The sequence below is a fragment of the Paenibacillus sp. FSL F4-0122 genome (assembly GCF_038002845.1).
In the GTDB taxonomy this organism is placed as follows: domain Bacteria; phylum Bacillota; class Bacilli; order Paenibacillales; family Paenibacillaceae; genus Paenibacillus_AQ; species Paenibacillus_AQ odorifer.
The window spans coordinates 2,831,446-2,849,546 of record NZ_JBBODI010000001.1; the positions used below are offsets into that span (position 1 = coordinate 2,831,446).

The following is an 18,101-nucleotide window of genomic DNA, read 5'->3' on the forward strand; positions in this document are numbered from 1 at the left end:
TAGGTGGCAGGCGGGATTTTTTTTATTATCTAAATGAACTATGACTGGATTAGCAGTATTCTTTACGGTTATCCTTAGGTTAGGATAGGAGGGTTCGTAGATATGAACAGAAAGCAAACCCTAGACGAGCTTAGATCGGAATTAAAAGTAGGCAATCATATTATTGGAGTAGCCACCGGTGCTGGTATAACGGCAAAGTATGCGAAGCAGGGTGGAGCTGATTTCATTCTGATGTTAAACTCGGGTAAATTTCGCCAGATGGGGAGGAGCTCTCTCGCTGGTATTTTACCATTTTGTAATAGCAATGATATGGTGATGGACTTTGCATCTAGAGAGATCATACCGTTGGTCAGAGATATCCCTATTATTTTTGGCCTCAATGCAACTGATCCGACCAAAGATATGGAATCCTATATAAGTGAAATAAAGAATAGAGGCTTTGCCGGCATTAATAATTACCCCACGGTTGGTTTAATAGATGGTCAATTTGGAGAAGCGCTCGAAGAAGAGGGGAATGGTTATCTACTTGAAGTAGAAGCCATAAGAATAGCCCATGAGAAGGATTTGTTTACCATTGCCTTTGTATTTGACGAAATCCAGGCAGCACAGATGATTGAGGCTGGAGCGGACATTATTTGTGCACATCTAGGTCTAACAGAAGGCGGGTTATTAGGCGCTAAGAAAGTATTCTCTCTGGAAGCGGCCAAGGTTAAAGCGGACAAGATATTTAATACATGCAATGAGCTAAAGCCAGATTTAATTAAGCTGGTTTACGGTGGTCCGGTGAAAACGCCAATTGATGTGCAATATATGTACAGCAATAATCAAAACTTGATGGGATATATCGGAGGCTCTGCTTTTGAAAGAATTCCATCGGAGAAGTCCATTACGAATATAACCAAAGCTTTTAAAGTGTCGGGGACGCTGGATGAAGATGATTTTATGGTCAAAATGTTAGATGGCATCACAAAGCACTATGATTATGTTGAATTTGTAAAAGAATACGTAGCTCAAAATTATAGGAATGAGATCTTGTTTGCAGATTTAGCTAAGGTGGCACATGTATCCAGAAGTTACTTGAGCAGTTTGTTTACCAAAAAAGTAGGCTGTAGCTTTCAAACGTATCTCGTGCAATTTCGGATGGATAAGGCGGTGGAAATATTACATAGAGACCATATCCAGTTATCTGAGCTAGCGCCATTAGTTGGATACCAGGATTATGCGCAGTTTAGCAAAATGTTCAAGAAGTATAAAGGGTTCTCTCCAAAACAATATAAATCTAACATAAACACAAAAACATAAGACATAAAAGCGTTTTCATCCATAAATCAAAGAAGTATGATTAACTCATAAGTTGATCATGCTTTTTTGAAATATAAGAAAGCATAAGTTTCACATTATACATTATCTTTATATTTCTTGTTGCAGATATTTGAAGAGGAGGTTGAAGAAATGAAGACGATTGCTATTGCCGGAACTTTTGACACCAAGGGTGAAGAATATCTCTACATTAAAAATTTACTGGAAAGCTTGGAGCTGGGTACGTTTACAATTCATACAGGTGTGTTTGAGCCCACTTTTACACCGGATATCTCTAATAGAGAAGTAGCAGCAGCCGCGGGTGTAAGTATAGATGAGCTCGTTGCCAAAAAAGATAGAGCACTAGCAACAGAATTATTAGCCAAAGGTATGGAAAAATTAGTGCCTGAATTATATAAGCAAGGCAAATTTGATGGAATTATCTCCTTTGGGGGCACTGGAGGCACTTCACTTGTAACCCCTGGTATGCGGGCATTGCCTATTGGTGTACCAAAAGTGATGGTTTCGACCGTAGCTTCAGGGAATACTGCTCCATATGTAGGCACTAGTGATATTGTCATGATGCCATCAGTTGTAGATGTTGCTGGTCTGAACTCCATTTCAACAAAGATTTTTACCAATGCAGCTTTCGCCATCGCCGGTATGCTTAAATTTGAGAATAAACAAGTGATAGAGAAAAAACCATTAGTAGCTACAACAATGTTTGGGGTAACAACCCCCTGTGTGACGGCAGCCCGTAACTATCTTGAAGCTAGAGGATATGAAGTGCTTGTATTCCATGCAACAGGTGTAGGTGGCCAGTCCATGGAAGCGCTAATCGAGGCTGGTTTTATTGAAGGTGTATTGGATCTGACCACAACAGAATGGGCGGACGAAATTATTGGTGGTGTGCTAAATGCTGGACCTCATCGGTTAGAAGCTGCTGGTAAACATCATATTCCACAGGTTGTCTCGGTAGGTGCGCTTGATATGTGCAACTTTGGCCCTTATGATACGGTACCAGCCAAATTTGCTGGACATAAGTTTTATAAACACAATCCAACAGTTACTCTGATGAGAACAACAGTAGAAGAAAATGAAGCCATCGGCAAAAAGCTTGTCGAGAAATTAAATATGGCCAAAGAGAAAACGGTGTTAATGCTGCCGCTTAAAGGGATATCCGGCATTGATGTCGCAGGGGAAGCTTTTTATGGGGTAGAGGAAGATCAAATGTTATTTGATACTTTAAGAAATGGTGTAAACAGAAATGTTGTAGAGGTTATCGAAATGGATTGTGCCATTAATGATGTGGAGTTTGCAGAAGCAGCAGCGCAGAAGCTAATAGATCTCATGAGCAAATAAGGCTTTTATAAGATAAATAAATATTTAAATGGAGGCGTTACACATGAACAAAAATACAAGAACTGAAATCATGGCGAAGTTTAGAGAAGAAGTGGCAAATGGAAAGATTCTTTTAGGCGTGGGGGCTGGCACTGGAATTACTGCAAAAAGCAGCGAAGCTGGCGGAGCAGATATGCTGATTGTTTATAATTCAGGAAGATACAGAATGGCAGGCCGTGGATCACTGGCAGGGTTATTATCTTATGGGGATGCCAACCAAATTGTGGTCGAAATGGGCTCGGAGGTATTGCCTGTTGTAAAAAACACCCCTGTATTAGCAGGCGTATGCGGAACAGATCCATTTAGAGTAATGGAGGTTTATTTAAAACAACTTAAGGAACAAGGTTTTAGCGGCGTACAAAATTTCCCAACCGTAGGTTTGATCGATGGCGTATTCAGACAGAATCTAGAAGAGACCGGCATGGGATATGGTTTAGAAGTAGATATGATTAGAGCTGCGCATGAATTGGATATGCTCACCACTCCTTATGTATTTGATCCTGAGCAAGCAAAAGCCATGGCAGAAGCCGGCGCAGATATTTTGGTGGCACATATGGGCTTGACTACCAAAGGTACAATTGGAGCTAAGACTGCTCTGACATTGGATGATTGTGTAGAAAGAATCGAAGCGATTATTAAAGCAGGGAAAGCAGTAAATCCAGATATTATGGTGATTTGTCACGGCGGACCGATTGCAGAGCCAGAAGATGCGGCGTACGTAATTGAACGGACAGAAGGCATAGACGGATTCTTTGGTGCATCGAGTATTGAAAGATTTGCTGCTGAAAAAGGAATCACAGAACAGACGGGATTATTTAAAAAAATCACCAAACAAGCATAATTGCCTTCGGCGTCCTTATAAGGACGGTAAGCAATTAAGCGAGAAGAACCCTCCGAAGAGGGCAATCTGAGTAGAACAGATATTAAGGTGCAGCTTATGGCTGCATCTTTTTGTTGTCTAATAAGTACAGCTAGTTACTTCTTAAAGGTAGCCATGCCAGCACATCGCGGATTTTGGCATCCCAGTATCCCCATTCATGTGTCCCCGGACCTTCTTCGTAGGTTAAAGAAAGTGAGGTTGCCTGGCAGGCATCGCGGAATCTCAAGTTATCGGTGTATAGGAAATCTTCTGTGCCACAGCATTGATACAACGCTGGTTTTGGTCCCGTGGAGCGGTTCACTTCCTCAAGCAGCCAAAGAAGGTCTTCCGGCGTTCCAGCGGTATCTTCTTTTCCGAAGATCATTTCGTATTCTTTGCTTTTAGTGGTAGCACCTTCCCCGTTCAAGAAATTATGCGCCATATCAAGTGCTCCAGACAAACTCGCTGCTGCTGCAAAAGATTCCGGTTTACGCAGTCCCAGCTTAATCGCTCCATAACCACCCATCGACAACCCGGCTACAAAGTTCTCCTCGCGTTTATCGGAAAGCGGGAAAAATGAGCGCGCCAGCATCGGCAACTCCTCACTAATGAAGGTCCAATAACGGCCCCCCATGGCCATATCTGTGTAGAAACTGCGGTGCACATTTGGCATTACCACAGCTATCCCCATCTCCGCTACATACCGTTCTATGGAAGTCCGGCGCAGCCAGATCGAATCATCGTCAGACAAGCCATGCAGTAAATACAAAGTAGGGTGAAGATCACCTCTTGTTACATTACTCATCCCGATTTGTGTAGTTGTTTTTTGCGGCAAAATTACAGTCATTGAGGTATTCAAACCTAGTACTTCTGAATAAAATTTGCACTCTATTAAAGCCATTTCATTCATCTCCTCTCTTTCCAAATCATAGCATAGACCAAAAGGGAGAGATATTGTAGAAATATCTGAATTATAAGGGTTTTGAGGATTGCTGTAGCTGGATATGAGAGAATATAATGGAAGTAGAAAATTTAGGAAAAACGTGCAAATACGAAAAGTATTTTCATAGGCGAGAGGCGGAAAGTAGGATGAAACCGGGCCTAAAGCAGGAAAAAGGATTTACATTAATCGAAGTGCTGGCAGCTATAGTTATTTTATCGATAGTTTCTCTGGTGCTTACGTCTTACTTTACTAACGCCATGAGTTACTCTAAATCGAACCAGAACAAAACGATTATGGTCAATCTGGCGCGGAATGCGCTATTTTATGTGGAGAAGCAGGATTTTAAGGCGATGCAGAAATTTTTTATAAAGCAGAATCATGATGCGATAGAGGCGGCGAAATGCCAAAAGGATACGGATGATTCTCTGAAATGTGAGGATTACAAGGGGCTTGTTCAGGATACAGAAATCTTAAACCAGGTTTTGAATCCTGCAATAAATGGTGTGAACTATCAGATAGATATTAAATATCAGCGTGATCTACATAACCAAAGCTTGGAATCTAGTGATCCGGAGAAACAAAATATGGCAGTATATTTGTTACCTGTGTTGGTCAAAGTCAGCAGAGCGGATTCTTCTGGCGGACCTCAAAGTGAACCTGTTGTGGAGGGATATATTACCGATGAGAAAATTCGTTAATCTTCTTCGCAGAGAAGGCGGCTTTACCTTAGTGGAGCTAATTGTGGCACTATCGTTGTTTACAGTTGCAGCGGGAATTATTTCGGGGATAACAATGCTGGGCTTACGAAGCTATCATAAAATATCGATTGAAAACTCATTACGAGACGAAGGTGATTTGTTAATGTCCGCGATTATAACGGAGTTGTATACATTTGCTCCTGAGAAGGTCACTCCAACTATTCTCAAAAATGATGCAGGGACTATTATTGATAGCTACATTACGTTAGAACGTCAGGATGGAACTAAGTCTCAGATTCGTATTGTTAATGGTGCTCTTACAATAGCAAATCCTGATGTAGTCGATCCACCAGTAGATGCAAGAACTGAGACGATATCTAAATTAGAACAGGGTTCTGCTATAACTTTAGAGTGTCAGAATAGCATCCCTTGTGATAGCGGCTTGATATCTATAGATTTATCGCTAGTTCAGAGCTACGACGGAAGGGATTACCCATTGGAGTTGAAAAGTAAATTCGGATTCTAGGAGGAGCAGGAGGGATGAAGAATAATGAAAGAGGCTCAGCCCTAGTATTAGTTATGTTTGTTGCTCTTCTACTTACTATACTCGGAGTAGCTGTACTCGGGGCAACGATGGGTGGCGCACAACGAACGGAGACAAGGGAAAACGACGTGCAGAGCCTGCATCTGGCTCAAAAGGGGCTCGATGAAGCAGCGGCATACATACAGACGAAGTTGGACGGGCGTACGGATATTGATCCTGATCATATGGAAGATGAGATTAAAAGTATTGTTAATGAGGTGACCACCAAAGTTGTCGGCGTTAACAATGGCGTAAGTACGGGGTTATCTGGAGCTGGCGGTACGATCAAAAGCATCACCTATGAGAAGCAGGATAAGCAAAAATATTATGTCGATATTGAAGCACAAGCCACAGTTAATGGCGTCATCAGACAGCTGAGACAAAAGATAGTCATTGATACCTATCCTGATTTTCTTAAATATGCTTTTGGATCGGAAAAAGTATTAACATTAAACGGAGCACCTGGTCTCCATGGCAATATATATGCGGGTGAAGAACTAAACATCAGCGATACGGCTGTTTATACGTATAAGAAAGTGAAAGATCTTAAAGAAAAGACTCAATATCCTAAAGTAGAATTACTAAAAGACCCTGCCAGTCTAGCATCTACGGAACCTCTTCCTGAGGTGCATGTGCAATCACTTGAAAGTATTAAATATTCCGGAAATGGAATTATTAATGCAGCAGTAAATAAAAACAACGCCTCAATTATTCTTCCTAACATACTGGGAGTTAATAAAGAGCAGGTGTTTATCAAACCGCAAAAAAAGTTCGTGCAGATTAATGTGCTGGAATCGTTTCTTGATAAAGTGGAGGAAGCGACAGGGTTGACCGGGAAAAGGTCTGAAATTAAGCAAGCTATTAAGGATAATCAACTGGGGAATTATTTAAGCACAACAACATTAGATAGACTACCCGATGAGAATCCACCCTACACTGAGCCAGTACTTGAAGATAATCCGACAAAAGAAGAAAAGGATAAGTATGAACTAGAGTGCAGCCAATACGAAGAACAATTGAGAATATATCAGAACTCCTTGTTGGATAAAGATTTGAATAATTCTACGATTTATAACGGTAATCTGCTTATCGATGGAATTGATTACAAACAGTTAAAGTTTAGTGATGAAGCCAAAACAGGTAATCCTTCTAATAAGCCCAAATGGCTTATTGTTAATGGTGATCTGGAGGTAAATAACTATAGCCCAGATATAACTAAAATTTTGGAGATACAAGCTAATATTCTAGTTACAGGTAATGTTACTATTAAAGGTCAGGTGAAATTCAACTCTACTATGTTTGTTTTAGGAGAAACGAAAGTAGAGGATGCCGTGATCCAAGGTTTAAGTAGTAAGGAGTTAGTCCTCATATCTCAAGGAGATGTGCTCATTAACCGAATTGATACTTTTACTAATCCACCTAAGAAAAAAGTTGAGCAGGATTCATTTTATATGAAAGCTTTTTTTTACACGGATAGTGACGCTGATTTGTACGGAGTGGGGTCAATCTTTTGGTTAAATGGAGGCTTCTTTGCCAAAGGGAATCTTACAGTAAACGCAGTACTAGGAGGAGTAACTGAGCCCTTGGATCCGGCCCTCGGCTTTAATTTTGAAAATCAGGATGCGGATCGATATAATTTGGGTCACCGTTTTCAGATTCAATATAATCAGGATGTTTTTACTCATCAGCAGTCTAGCCTCCCGCGTGTGCAGCAGGTGAATGTAACTGTAGGCCCTCTGGAGCTTGTGAGTCATTGAGACTAGTTGAAAAAGGGGTATCTCTAAGCGAGTGCTTAGGGATACCCTATTTATCGTTGGAAGTTTGTTGTTTTTTAAACGTGAATTTTAGTAACGATCGTCATTCTGGGGTGCTACAACCTTAACTGTAATATCTGCTTCTACTGTTGCGCCTGTGCTTCCGGTATAAGTCACTGTAATGGTAGTTGATCCCTTTTTAACACCGGTAACAGTTCCTCTGGTATCAATATTGGTTCCATTATCGACACTGGCGATTGAAGAATTGTCGCTTACCCAACTCAAGTTATCTTTGATGTCTTTTATCGAGACGGAGGTTGGGAATGCCCATAAAATATTGGTTAATTGGAAAGTATGGCCCACTTCAATAGTAATAGACTGTTCTTTAAATCTTAATCCCGTTAACTCAACGATGTTAACCTCGTGTGTTGAAGTCATATCTTTGAATGAAACCTCAATCAGCAGTCCTTCTTTAGCGGTATCACCAGCCGTCAATTTAGCGGTTGAGCCATCACTAGAAGGCGTAAGAGTAGCAATATGATCATTCGTAATAGTGTCATCCGTAATATTTTTATCCGTTGATTTCACGAATCTCCATCTTAGCGTTGCTGGATCAGCATACGTAGGATTTCTACTTGCGCTTAGATCGATTTGCCCTCCTATCAATACCGTTGTTGGACCTGTAATTGACAATGAGGTTAGTGGGTTAGTAACTGTTATGGTTTTCTCTTGGGTAATTGGAACCGGGTTACTTGAATTTACAGTAAGACTTACTAGGTAAGTTCCTGACTGCGTCGCACTGAAAATCTTTTCGGTATCATCACCGGGATACTCTGGATTGGTATTAATTACAGCAGTGCTTGCCCCAGAGGTAATGTTTTTAACGGACCAGATATAGGTTATGTTGGTCTCAGGTTCTTTACTGTCTTGAACGTACGAGGCACTTAACGTAATGGATTCATAGATTTTCCCTGTTTCATATCCTTTAATTGATAGAGAACGAGAATTACGTTCTTCTACAGTTATGAATGCAGTACCAGTAACTTCGCTACCATCAAGAGCCTTAACAGTGACTTGTGCTGATCCTTTGGCCAAACCGATAATATCGCCACTGTTGGAGTCTATTTGCACAACTGAAGCATTACTAGTTGTCCAGAGGAATGCAGAATTACTTAAATCTGAAGGCGTAACTATTGGGATTAGTCGAATCTCATCTCCTACATAAATAGTTTTGTCATCCAATTGCAGGGCGTTAATCTTATATTCGGCTGTAAAAGTTAAAGTCTCAAACGAAATTGTAGTCCGCGCTAAATTAGTCGATGAAGGATCTGTTGGGATTGGAACAGGTAGCGGATAGATTTCCGCTGGTAGGCTACCGGCAAAAGGGAAATGGTATAAAGTGGCACTACTCATATTCATTGAAGCTCCAATGATTGTTCCATACACCTGTCCTCCATCAAAGTTTATAGTAGATCGTGGTGCCAGAATGGTTCCGTATACGTTGGCTTGGGAAATTAGCAAAGGCTTGGCGTTAGGGAAGTTGTATAGCACACGGCTACCGTCGCTCCCCAGTGGGAAATGTAAGAATGGTTCACTGTTACTGTCTTGTTGTACATTAACAATTACCGTTGATCCTTGCGGAACCTTAAGCTCGGAACTGTTAAGCGTATTTAACGCTGAACTAGAAATATTAACAATATTGATATCTGAGTTACCTGTGACCGTAAGTTTTCCGTATTCATGAGTCGCCGTGGCATTGGAAGGCAGCTTGGCAATAGCATCAGAGAGTCCAAGGAGATAACTCTCTTGCTTGTTGAAATCGAGAAGTTCTCCGTAATTGATGGTACCATTTTGGATAGAACCAGGACGTTGGTCTTTAACGGTGCCTTTAACCATTAGGTTTCCGTAAACTGTTCCTTCAGGAAGGGAAACATCTCCGCCCGTGACAATACCATATGGCACTTGGTCTTTAAATTGTTCATTTACTGTAATACCCGCGTTGTTGAAGTTGACTGTTCCCCCGGAAGCCAGTGGTCCCTTGATAGTTCCACCACGAAGTGAAGTGGTATGAAGGATAAGTGCATTGTATTTACCTAAGATTCCTAGCGGTGGCAATGTGGCATGAATATCGATATAACTAAGTTTGGAATCATTTAAAATATAGGTTTGGGTCTCGGTCGGTTTAACTGTGATTTGGAACGTTATAGGCTGTTCAGAGTCTGGTTTATAGATTTGGGCGCCGTTCACCGTTTTTAATGAATAGGTTATGTCATTTAGATTGCGTGTCAATCTAAATCCACTGGTTGCATTTCCAGTGACGATCGTACCGGTAGGTAATTCTCCTGAAATCTCCAGGTTAGGTGGGAGATTCTCGGTAAATACAATATCCGATATTAATTGTGTGTTAGAGGTCTGGTTGACCGTGCCGACTTTATCAAACGGTACAGATTTTGGGGTGATGGAATAACTAAGAGTGACCGGTTCTCCCTTTTCTATTTTGCCATTCACAACATTCTGAGAGAGAGATCGTGTTACACTCAAATTGGTGTTTGACGGCAGGACATTTACTCTGAGCGTTTTACTTGAGAGCGCACCATTTTGATCCCAAGCTTTAATTTCGATGTCGAGTAGACCTCCGTTTGGAAGCGGATTGTCAACTGTTCTATATATATTTTGACCGGATTTGATGTTCATCTTACTTATTTCAATCTTGGGAAAGTACGTGTTCCCTGATTTGAAACGGACTTCAGTTGTTAGATCACGATCGTTAAAGTCCAAATCAGTTACTGTATAGTCGACAAGGAGTGTTTCTTGATAAGACGGAATCGATGAATCATTAGCCGGCGTATGCACGGTAATCTCTGGAGCATGATTGGCCCCAATAAAAGCACGATACATAGTATTAACGAACAATTGTTGTTCCCAGTCCGGGAATTTCTTTAGATTGGCTGGAATATCACTTACTCCAAAAAAGTGACCTGTACCTGAGTAGGTAATATTTCCTTTGGAATATGTGTAATATTGATTCCAGCTATCCTCGGTATCACGTTGGTATTGATTATATTCTCCATTTGGTTTTATCCTCGTACCTGATGCTTCACTTTGAATGTTATACCAAGATACTACTTCAGGATCTTCCAAATTAAGTGTGAAGTACTGGTTATGTGTTGGTGCAATTTGTGGTGTGGAAATATCGATTTGCTGGTTGCTGTCGTCCCTCTTGCTTAGATAAAAAGGATATTGCATCAAAAGCCCGTCATTCACCGGCTTAACCTTGGTGGAAAGATTGATGGCATTATGGCCTAAGTTGGTCTCAGGATTCACCTGACCAGTAATCCCCATGAAATTATTGATCCAGTTCTTTTTATTTGCATCTAAATTAATGATGGTATCGTGAGTGAACAAGGCGCTTTGCTTGAAGGTACCAGTAAATTGTGTAATAGCGTTGATCGCATTAGTGTTTAAATTAGATTTTTTGTAGTATTCGTCTACAAATCCAAAGATGAGCATGTCATAAGTGCCATTTAGTCCGTAACTATGTGTTGCAGCATAGCTGTCATCAATATAGTTTTTGAATTCAGTCATCGTTTTGATTTTTATATCGAGCTTATAGTCAGATGTATCGAGAAAATTCGGATTCATATTACTAGTGTTCAGGAGGCTGCTTTCTGTTAGAGTGTCAGGCATAACCTGAAGAATATTTACTATGGTTTTCTCGCCACGGTAACGAATTACACCGCTGTCGAAGTCTTTTAATTGTGTACTGTGGTAATCATTAACTTCTAGCTTCCAGTAGAGTAACCCAGAGTATGTTTTTGGCAAAGTGTATTCAATAGTTCCGCTGGATGTACTAATCTCAGTTTCAGCAACGACCTGTTTTTCTCCCATTTTGATGGATTTATCAAGACCAACGTACAGTTTGACTGAGAGCGGAGCACTATTTTGTGTAGAGGGTGTGGTGACATTGAAATTAAAAGAAAGCTTCTCCCCAGGAACATAGATTTTGCTGTTAGTTGCATTAGGGTCATAGTTGGGAATTCTATTCGTAATTTGTAGATGAGGGCGTTTCTTCAAGTCGTTTATGTATTTGGAGTCTTGTTTTTTTAAATCGGCAAAAATATCCGCGAGTTCACTGTCATCTACAAACTTAACATTTGGGTTGGAGGTGGAAAGACGATAACTGTTAAAAGAGCTGTACAGTATACCTTGCTCAGTTTGAGGTTTTGCATCTTTGTCTTTAAAGGGCTGGCTATGAAAAAAAACATATAATCCCTTGTTGATAAATTCCTTTGTAATTTGATCAGCCTTCAGATGAGTAATGTCGTTCTTCATACTTTTGGTATTAAGGGCCTTAGCTCTATTTTCCTCAGAGGCGGGTTGTTGATTACTTACCTGTGCAGGATTGTAAGTTCCCTTCCCGATATATACTGCATCATATCTCCCGTCCAGATCATCCCGCAGCGCCACAAAGCGCTTCATACTCATCGTGTCAACGGTAAGGTTAGATATTCCCGTTTTTAGAGACGCAAGCTCACTAACCCCATTCTCCGTAACCTCCAGCATACGAATTTGGTATTCATTTGAACTGGCATCGACATTCATAAAGTGATTTTTGATCGGCAGAACAAGCAGAAGGAGAAGCAGGGTAGTTACTGTAAAAATAAAAACTTTTTTGTTGCTGGCAAGTTTCATTGTCATCTCTCCCTGATTGTTAACTATTGGCAGATATGGTCGTATTCCGTCTCGTATATGCTAGATTCCGACAGCCTTTTTCATTCCGTGTCGTTGTAAAATTATCCAATCTATGTTATATACATTCTAGGACATTAAGCATTGATAGACAACATAAATCTATTGAAATATACCTATTAAATTATAACTAAAGTCCTAGTTATATTGAAAAATACTCAAAATTGACAAATTTATGGAAGGTGTATTTATGGTAATTATATCTTTCGTTTTTGAGCGAATTTTGCTGGGAGTTTGATTTCTATTTCTATAAAAAATATCCATTATTTCAGCCGGCATAAATAGCGGCATACGGAGATGAATAGACTTGGCTATCGCGAAAAAGAGACTGGGAGACTTGCTGGTAGAAAATAATATTATTTCGCAGGACCAGTTGCTTGAGGCTCTCGAGGAACAGCGTAAGAGCAAACGGAAGCTCGGCGATCTGCTAATCTCTCAAGGCTATATCACGGAGCAGCAGCTGATTGAAGTGCTTGAATTTCAACTCGGCATCCCGCATGTCAGTTTATTTAAATACCAGATAGATCCCGCAATCACGCAAATTATCCCTGAAAGTATGGCTAAGCGATATCAGGTGCTTCCATTCTTAAAAGAGGGCGGCAAGCTAATGGTTGCGATGGCGGACCCGCTGGATTATTTTGCGATAGAAGATTTACGTATGAGTACTGGCTTCCGGATCGAACCCGCTATTTCTACGAGAGATGAGCTGCAGCGGGCGATTGCGCGTCACTATGGCATGCGCGATTCTATGAATCAGATGCTGGTAGAACTCCCGACACAGGAAGAAATAGAAGAGACAGAGATTACAGATGAGGACTCCCCAATCGTACGTTTGGTCAACCAGATGATTCAGCAGGCAGTTGCTCTGCGGGCGTCTGATATACATATGGATCCAGGTGAGAATAATTTAACCATCCGCTACCGCATTGACGGAACCTTACGGACAGAGCGGATTATTCCTAAGCAGATGCAGGGCTTTATCACCGCCCGTCTGAAAATAATGGCCCGCCTGAATATTGCAGAACGGCGTTTGCCGCAGGACGGGCGGATCAAAATGCAGTTCGATTACAAAATGGTAGATATTCGTGTGTCTTCATTGCCGACGATGCACGGAGAGAAGATTGTGCTGCGGTTGCTAGATTTAAGCACAGGAGTCAAATCCGTAGATGCTTTGGGATTCAGCGAGGGGAACGCAGAAGCTTTTAAGGAGATGATAGCTCGTCCTTATGGGATTTTGCTGATCACGGGACCTACAGGTAGCGGAAAAACAACAACTTTATATTCAGCATTGAATCAACTTAATGTAGAAAGCGCAAATATTATCACAGTCGAAGATCCAGTGGAGTACCAGCTTGAAGGAGTAAATCAGGTGCACGTAAACTCGGCTATTGGACTAACCTTTGCAGCTGGGCTACGTTCGATTCTTCGACAAGATCCGAATATCGTAATGGTCGGTGAAATACGGGATGCGGAAACTGCTGAAATTGCTGTTCGCGCCTCATTAACGGGTCATCTAGTGTTGTCTACTTTACATACAAACGATGCGATTAGCTCCGTCTCCCGATTGCGGGATATGGGGGTAGAACCATATTTGATCGCTTCTTCGCTGATTGGTGTGGTAGCACAGCGGCTGGTGCGCAAAATCTGCACTGACTGCAAAGAAACCTACAAACCATCTGAACAGGAAGCAATTATGCTACGTAGCTTAGGACTACCTGCGGAAGAATTACAGCGTGGACGCGGCTGTGGTAGCTGTAACAATTCTGGTTATCGTGGACGAATAGCGATTCATGAAGTACTCAGTATTGATGATCACTTACGGCAGCTCATAACAAACACTGCCTCAGTAGAAGAACTGCGTGCAGCAGGTAAAGCGCGTGGGCTTGTTCAACTGATGGATGACGGACTGCTCAAGGTCAGTCAAGGAATTACAACGCTTCAAGAAGTCATGCGCGAGACGGTCTCACATTAGAGGTTAACAGGGATTTAGCATTCTAACTTAGGGGGAGCGGCTAATGCCAACGTATACGCGGGATATTAGACAACTATTACAAACGGCTTACTCCTCCAAAGCTTCTGACTTACATATTTCCGTAGGATCACCGCCGGTTATTCGGATGGATGGAAAGCTGCACTCGCTTGAGGGTGAATCCGTGGTTGCTGAAGAAGCGGCAGATATGGCCAAAACGCTACTTGGTAATGAACGAATTGAAGCATTTCGGAATGCGGGCGAGTTGGATTTTTCATATCCGCTTGATGGTGGGGTAAGATTCCGGGTGAACGTTTATCGTCAGCGGGGCGAGGTTAGTATCGCCGCCCGGGCCATTCCTGCAGAGATTCCGAGTCTGGAACAGCTGTCGATGCCTTCGATTTTAACTACTTTGTCGCTTAAGCCACAAGGTCTAATTTTGGTTACAGGACCCACAGGCAGCGGCAAATCTTCTACGCTTGCAGCTATGCTGAATTATATTAACCAGACGGAGAGCAAGCATATAGTGACGTTGGAAGATCCGATAGAATTTCTACATAACCATGGAACCTGTCTAGTAGATCAACGTGAAGTGGGAAGTGATACGGCTAGTTTTGCTAATGGATTACGTGCTGCCTTACGTCAGGACCCGGATGTTATTCTCGTTGGTGAGATGCGGGATTTGGAGACCATTTCAGCAGCGGTTACGGCCGCAGAAACAGGTCACCTTGTGATGGCTACCTTACATACAACAGATGCACCACAGACGATTGATCGAATTATCGACGCTTTTCCGGGACATCAGCAGGGACAGATTCGTTCACAATTAGCATCAGTGCTGCTGGCAGTAGTCAGTCAGCGGTTGTTCCCAAGGGCTGGAGGTCGGGGGCGTTTATGCGCTACGGAAATTTTGCTCAATACACCAGCCGTAGCCAATCTTATTCGTACCGAAAAAACACATCAGATCAAAAATGTGATGCAAACGGGACGCTCACAAGGCATGCACACCTTGGACATGAGCATCCGTGACTATTTATCGCAGGGGCTTATTGATCCAACAGCAGCTAAGGCGTTTATGGCGGAGGTGAGCAGCTGATGCCTCTTTTTGAATATCAGGTCAAGACAGCCGCAGGTAAGTCTATCAAAGGGAAACTAACAGCAACCGATAAACCTACAGCGATGGAGGAGCTACGCAAGCGGGGACTTACGGTATTTTCACTGATCGAACGCAAAACCACAATTTTATCGATGGACATTTATATTGGTAATCCCGTTAAGCCGCTTCATTTCATCATTTATTGCAGGCAGTTTGCCACGCTTATGCGGGCGGGGGTATCGATTGTGGATGCAACGCGTATTTTGGCAGAGCAGACCGAGAGTAAACCACTGCGTAAAGCGTTAGTAGATGTTAATTCCAGCCTGATACGCGGGATATCGTTCTCACAAGCCGTTCAGGATCATAAAAAAATCTTCCCGCAGCTATTTGTCAGCATGATCCGTGCCGGTGAGGAATCCGGTGATATCGAAGGAACGTTGGACAGGTTGGCTATGTTTTTTGAGAAACAGCACACCACAACAGAAAAGATAAAGTCAGCGCTTACGTACCCGATTACCGTAGGGGTTATGGCGATTGCCGCGGTTATCTATCTACTTTGGGCGATTGTGCCGCAGTTTGTAACGATGTTTGAATCGATGGATGCCGAGCTTCCGGCAATTACACAGATGGTCTTAGCACTTAGCAAAAGCATTCAAGGTCAATGGTATTTCTGGATACTCGGAGTACTTCTCCTAGTGATAGCTTTTCAGATTACAAAACGTACGGAAAAGGGTGCTTACGCTCTGGATTATGCCAAGCTTAAGATACCTGTGTTCGGTAAGCTGAATCAAAAAGGCTCGATTGCTCAGTTTACGCGCACTTTTTCTTCTCTTTATGCCAGCTCTGTACCGATTCTACAATCCTTGGTGATTGTTGAGGAGGTAGCAGGAAATAAGGTCATCGGGAGATTCATCCGTAGTGCAGGCGATTCGCTGAGACAAGGAAATCCACTATCTGAGCCGCTAAAAAAAGCTTGGGTCTTTCCGCCACTAGTTACACAGATGATAGCGATTGGCGAAGAGACAGGGGCGCTCGACACGATGTTGTCCAAGGTAGCTGATTTTTATGAGATGGACGTGGAGAATACCGTCGACCGTCTGAAATCGCTGCTTGAACCGCTGCTGATTGCTTTTTTAGCTGCTGTTGTAGGTGTCATTGTAGCTGCCATTATGCTGCCGATGTTCAGTCTGTACGGTAATATGTGAACCTCTTGGTTCCTTGTATATATTGAGAGGGGTGACGCCGGGGAGGCGGGGCAAGATCCACGAACTTACGCTGGCGATTAGACGACGATGGACGAGCTGTTTCCGTAAGCACAAGAAAGATGATGCTGGATTCACTGAAATGAAGAATATAGGTTTTATCACTCACACACCACTTAGAGGGGGAAATCAAATGTTAGCACAAGCGATTAAGAGAAGATTAAGCAAAGAGGAAAGTCAAAAGGGGTTTACGCTGATTGAGTTGCTGGCGGTTATTGTTATTTTGGGGATTATTGCGGTAATTGCTATACCTATGATTGGTGGAATTATTAATAAATCAAAAACGGATGCAGATTTAGCAACTGCTCGACAGCTTTATGATGCATCTCGTATGTATATTATGGGCGAATTAGATGGAGATTTTAAAGATAAGACAGTAACTCTTGAAGCACTTAAGGATAAAAAATATATTGATCAGACTCTTGTTTTGCCTAGTACAAAAAAATCGTTAGATGGTACAAAAACAACAATAGTATATACTTCGGGCGGAGTACTTCAAAAAGTAATATTAGATCCAGTTCCTACGGGTGAGAGTGGTGAATATTCAGCTGATAAGGTGCTTAGTGCAGAGCCAGCAGCGTCACCAACACCAACACCAACAAATTGATCTGGTGGCTAACAGGAATATCTAATTAATATCTATAAATTTAAACGTACAATCTATCCTAAGGAATCGGACTTCCCGATTCCTTTTTTAAAATCCAGAAGCTAACAGAGGACAGCCATGACGATATTTATCGCAAGTTACATCACATTACTGGGTCTGATTCTAGGCTCCTTCTATAACGTAGTGGCGCTACGGGTGCCGGTCAAGGAATCTTTGCTTAATCCGCCGTCACATTGCCCGAACTGCAACACGCGGCTGAAAGCGTGGGATTTGTTTCCGGTGGTAAGCTACCTGCTGTCAGGAGGCAAATGCCGATACTGCGGCACAAGGGTATCGCCATTATACCCGCTTGGAGAAGCGGCAACGGGTTTGCTTTTTTTATGGGTGTATTTGCAATTTGGCCTGACGGGTAAGGGAATCATCGGGTTCATTCTTGTGAGTTTAGCGGCTATCGTGACGGTTGCGGATTTGAAGTACATGCTGATTCCCAACAAGGTATTGTTGTTTTTTTTACCGCTGCTGCTGATTCTTGTACTGCTAATTCCGGAAGGACCGCTATGGCATCACCTGCTAGGAGCTGTGCTTGGGGGAGGGGTTCTTATCCCTTTTGTTCTATTAGGTGGCATGGGGGCTGGAGATGTGAAGTTATTTGCGCTGCTGGGTTTGGTGATTGGCTTTCCGAATGTAATTTTGGCCTTTTTTGTGGCTTGTCTGCTTGGGAGCGTGGTGGGCGGACTGCTGATGCTGCTCGGTGTAATCAAACGTAAACAACCGGTACCCTTCGGCCCCTGGTTAGCTATAGGAGCTTTAATTAGTTTTGGATATGGTTCACACATCATCGGCGCGTATCTCTCGCTTATCGGATAGGAGGACATCGAGCA

Annotated in this window: 13 protein-coding genes; 11 read left to right on the top strand and 2 right to left on the bottom strand. The window is 42.3% G+C overall.

Translation table 11 applies throughout. From position 1 onward, the window contains the following. The first annotated feature begins 102 nt into the window (after positions 1 to 102). The 3 genes from MHH49_RS12085 to MHH49_RS12095 all read left to right on the top strand — a co-directional run bounded on the left by MHH49_RS12085 (position 103) and on the right by MHH49_RS12095 (position 3,541). Complete coding sequence (locus MHH49_RS12085) at positions 103 to 1,302, top strand: phosphoenolpyruvate hydrolase family protein (protein ID WP_341138161.1); 1,200 nt, start codon at positions 103 to 105, stop codon at positions 1,300 to 1,302. A gap of 150 nt (positions 1,303 to 1,452) precedes the next feature. Next, on the top strand, positions 1,453 to 2,661 hold the full coding sequence (locus tag MHH49_RS12090; protein ID WP_076179797.1) for a Tm-1-like ATP-binding domain-containing protein: 1,209 nt from the start codon (positions 1,453 to 1,455) through the stop codon (positions 2,659 to 2,661). 43 nt (positions 2,662 to 2,704) lie between these two features. Next, positions 2,705 to 3,541, top strand: coding sequence for a phosphoenolpyruvate hydrolase family protein (locus MHH49_RS12095; RefSeq protein WP_042192344.1), 837 nt, complete (start codon positions 2,705 to 2,707; stop codon positions 3,539 to 3,541). Positions 3,542 to 3,671: 130 nt separating this feature from the next. Here MHH49_RS12095 and MHH49_RS12100 read toward each other — a convergent pair whose 3' ends face one another. Beyond that, entirely contained in the window at positions 3,672 to 4,460 is a 789-nt protein-coding gene (locus MHH49_RS12100) for an alpha/beta hydrolase (RefSeq protein WP_036678530.1), read from the bottom strand. 188 nt (positions 4,461 to 4,648) lie between these two features. Here MHH49_RS12100 and MHH49_RS12105 point away from each other — a divergent pair, with 188 nt between their 5' ends. From MHH49_RS12105 to MHH49_RS12115, 3 genes are read left to right on the top strand one after another with little or no spacing between them, the layout of a single operon-like run. Beyond that, a complete protein-coding gene (locus tag MHH49_RS12105) occupies positions 4,649 to 5,200 on the top strand; it encodes a type IV pilus modification PilV family protein (RefSeq protein ID WP_341138162.1) in 552 nt (183 codons plus the stop codon). Next, entirely contained in the window at positions 5,184 to 5,726 is a 543-nt protein-coding gene (locus MHH49_RS12110; RefSeq protein WP_038573563.1) for a type II secretion system protein, read from the top strand. The genes MHH49_RS12105 and MHH49_RS12110 overlap by 17 nt, the downstream gene beginning before the upstream one ends. Before the next feature lie 14 nt (positions 5,727 to 5,740). Then, positions 5,741 to 7,540, top strand: a complete 1,800-nt coding sequence (locus tag MHH49_RS12115; RefSeq protein ID WP_341138163.1) for a hypothetical protein — start codon at positions 5,741 to 5,743, stop codon at positions 7,538 to 7,540. A gap of 87 nt (positions 7,541 to 7,627) precedes the next feature. Here the strand turns inward: MHH49_RS12115 and MHH49_RS12120 are convergent, their stop codons facing one another. Then, a complete protein-coding gene (locus MHH49_RS12120; protein ID WP_341138164.1) occupies positions 7,628 to 12,229 on the bottom strand; it encodes a DUF5057 domain-containing protein in 4,602 nt (1,533 codons plus the stop codon). A gap of 364 nt (positions 12,230 to 12,593) precedes the next feature. Between MHH49_RS12120 and MHH49_RS12125 the strand changes: the two genes are divergently transcribed. The 5 genes from MHH49_RS12125 (at position 12,594) to MHH49_RS12145 (ending at position 18,087) form a co-directional block, all read left to right on the top strand. Further along, positions 12,594 to 14,258, top strand: a complete 1,665-nt coding sequence (locus tag MHH49_RS12125; protein ID WP_341138165.1) for a GspE/PulE family protein — start codon at positions 12,594 to 12,596, stop codon at positions 14,256 to 14,258. 43 nt (positions 14,259 to 14,301) lie between these two features. After that, positions 14,302 to 15,351 carry a type IV pilus twitching motility protein PilT gene (locus MHH49_RS12130; RefSeq protein WP_340901146.1) on the top strand — a complete coding sequence of 350 codons (1,050 nt, stop codon included), beginning with the start codon at positions 14,302 to 14,304 and terminating at the stop codon, positions 15,349 to 15,351. Further along, a complete protein-coding gene (locus MHH49_RS12135) occupies positions 15,351 to 16,556 on the top strand; it encodes a type II secretion system F family protein (RefSeq protein WP_341138166.1) in 1,206 nt (401 codons plus the stop codon). The genes MHH49_RS12130 and MHH49_RS12135 overlap by 1 nt, the downstream gene beginning before the upstream one ends. A 190-nt stretch (positions 16,557 to 16,746) precedes the next feature. Further along, complete coding sequence (locus tag MHH49_RS12140) at positions 16,747 to 17,220, top strand: type II secretion system protein (protein WP_341138167.1); 474 nt, start codon at positions 16,747 to 16,749, stop codon at positions 17,218 to 17,220. Between the two features lie 117 nt (positions 17,221 to 17,337). After that, a complete protein-coding gene (locus MHH49_RS12145; protein ID WP_341138168.1) occupies positions 17,338 to 18,087 on the top strand; it encodes a prepilin peptidase in 750 nt (249 codons plus the stop codon). Positions 18,088 to 18,101 lie beyond the last annotated feature (14 nt).

Coding starts and splice junctions, on each gene's coding strand:
- MHH49_RS12090 (WP_076179797.1), top strand. CDS start 1,453: ATGAAGACGATTGCTATTGCCGGAACTTTTGACACCAAGGGTGAAGAA.
- MHH49_RS12085 (WP_341138161.1), top strand. CDS start 103: ATGAACAGAAAGCAAACCCTAGACGAGCTTAGATCGGAATTAAAAGTA.
- MHH49_RS12135 (WP_341138166.1), top strand. CDS start 15,351: ATGCCTCTTTTTGAATATCAGGTCAAGACAGCCGCAGGTAAGTCTATC.
- MHH49_RS12120 (WP_341138164.1), bottom strand. CDS start 12,229: ATGAAACTTGCCAGCAACAAAAAAGTTTTTATTTTTACAGTAACTACC.
- MHH49_RS12115 (WP_341138163.1), top strand. CDS start 5,741: ATGAAGAATAATGAAAGAGGCTCAGCCCTAGTATTAGTTATGTTTGTT.
- MHH49_RS12130 (WP_340901146.1), top strand. CDS start 14,302: ATGCCAACGTATACGCGGGATATTAGACAACTATTACAAACGGCTTAC.
- MHH49_RS12140 (WP_341138167.1), top strand. CDS start 16,747: ATGTTAGCACAAGCGATTAAGAGAAGATTAAGCAAAGAGGAAAGTCAA.
- MHH49_RS12100 (WP_036678530.1), bottom strand. CDS start 4,460: ATGGCTTTAATAGAGTGCAAATTTTATTCAGAAGTACTAGGTTTGAAT.
- MHH49_RS12105 (WP_341138162.1), top strand. CDS start 4,649: ATGAAACCGGGCCTAAAGCAGGAAAAAGGATTTACATTAATCGAAGTG.
- MHH49_RS12095 (WP_042192344.1), top strand. CDS start 2,705: ATGAACAAAAATACAAGAACTGAAATCATGGCGAAGTTTAGAGAAGAA.
- MHH49_RS12145 (WP_341138168.1), top strand. CDS start 17,338: ATGACGATATTTATCGCAAGTTACATCACATTACTGGGTCTGATTCTA.
- MHH49_RS12110 (WP_038573563.1), top strand. CDS start 5,184: ATGAGAAAATTCGTTAATCTTCTTCGCAGAGAAGGCGGCTTTACCTTA.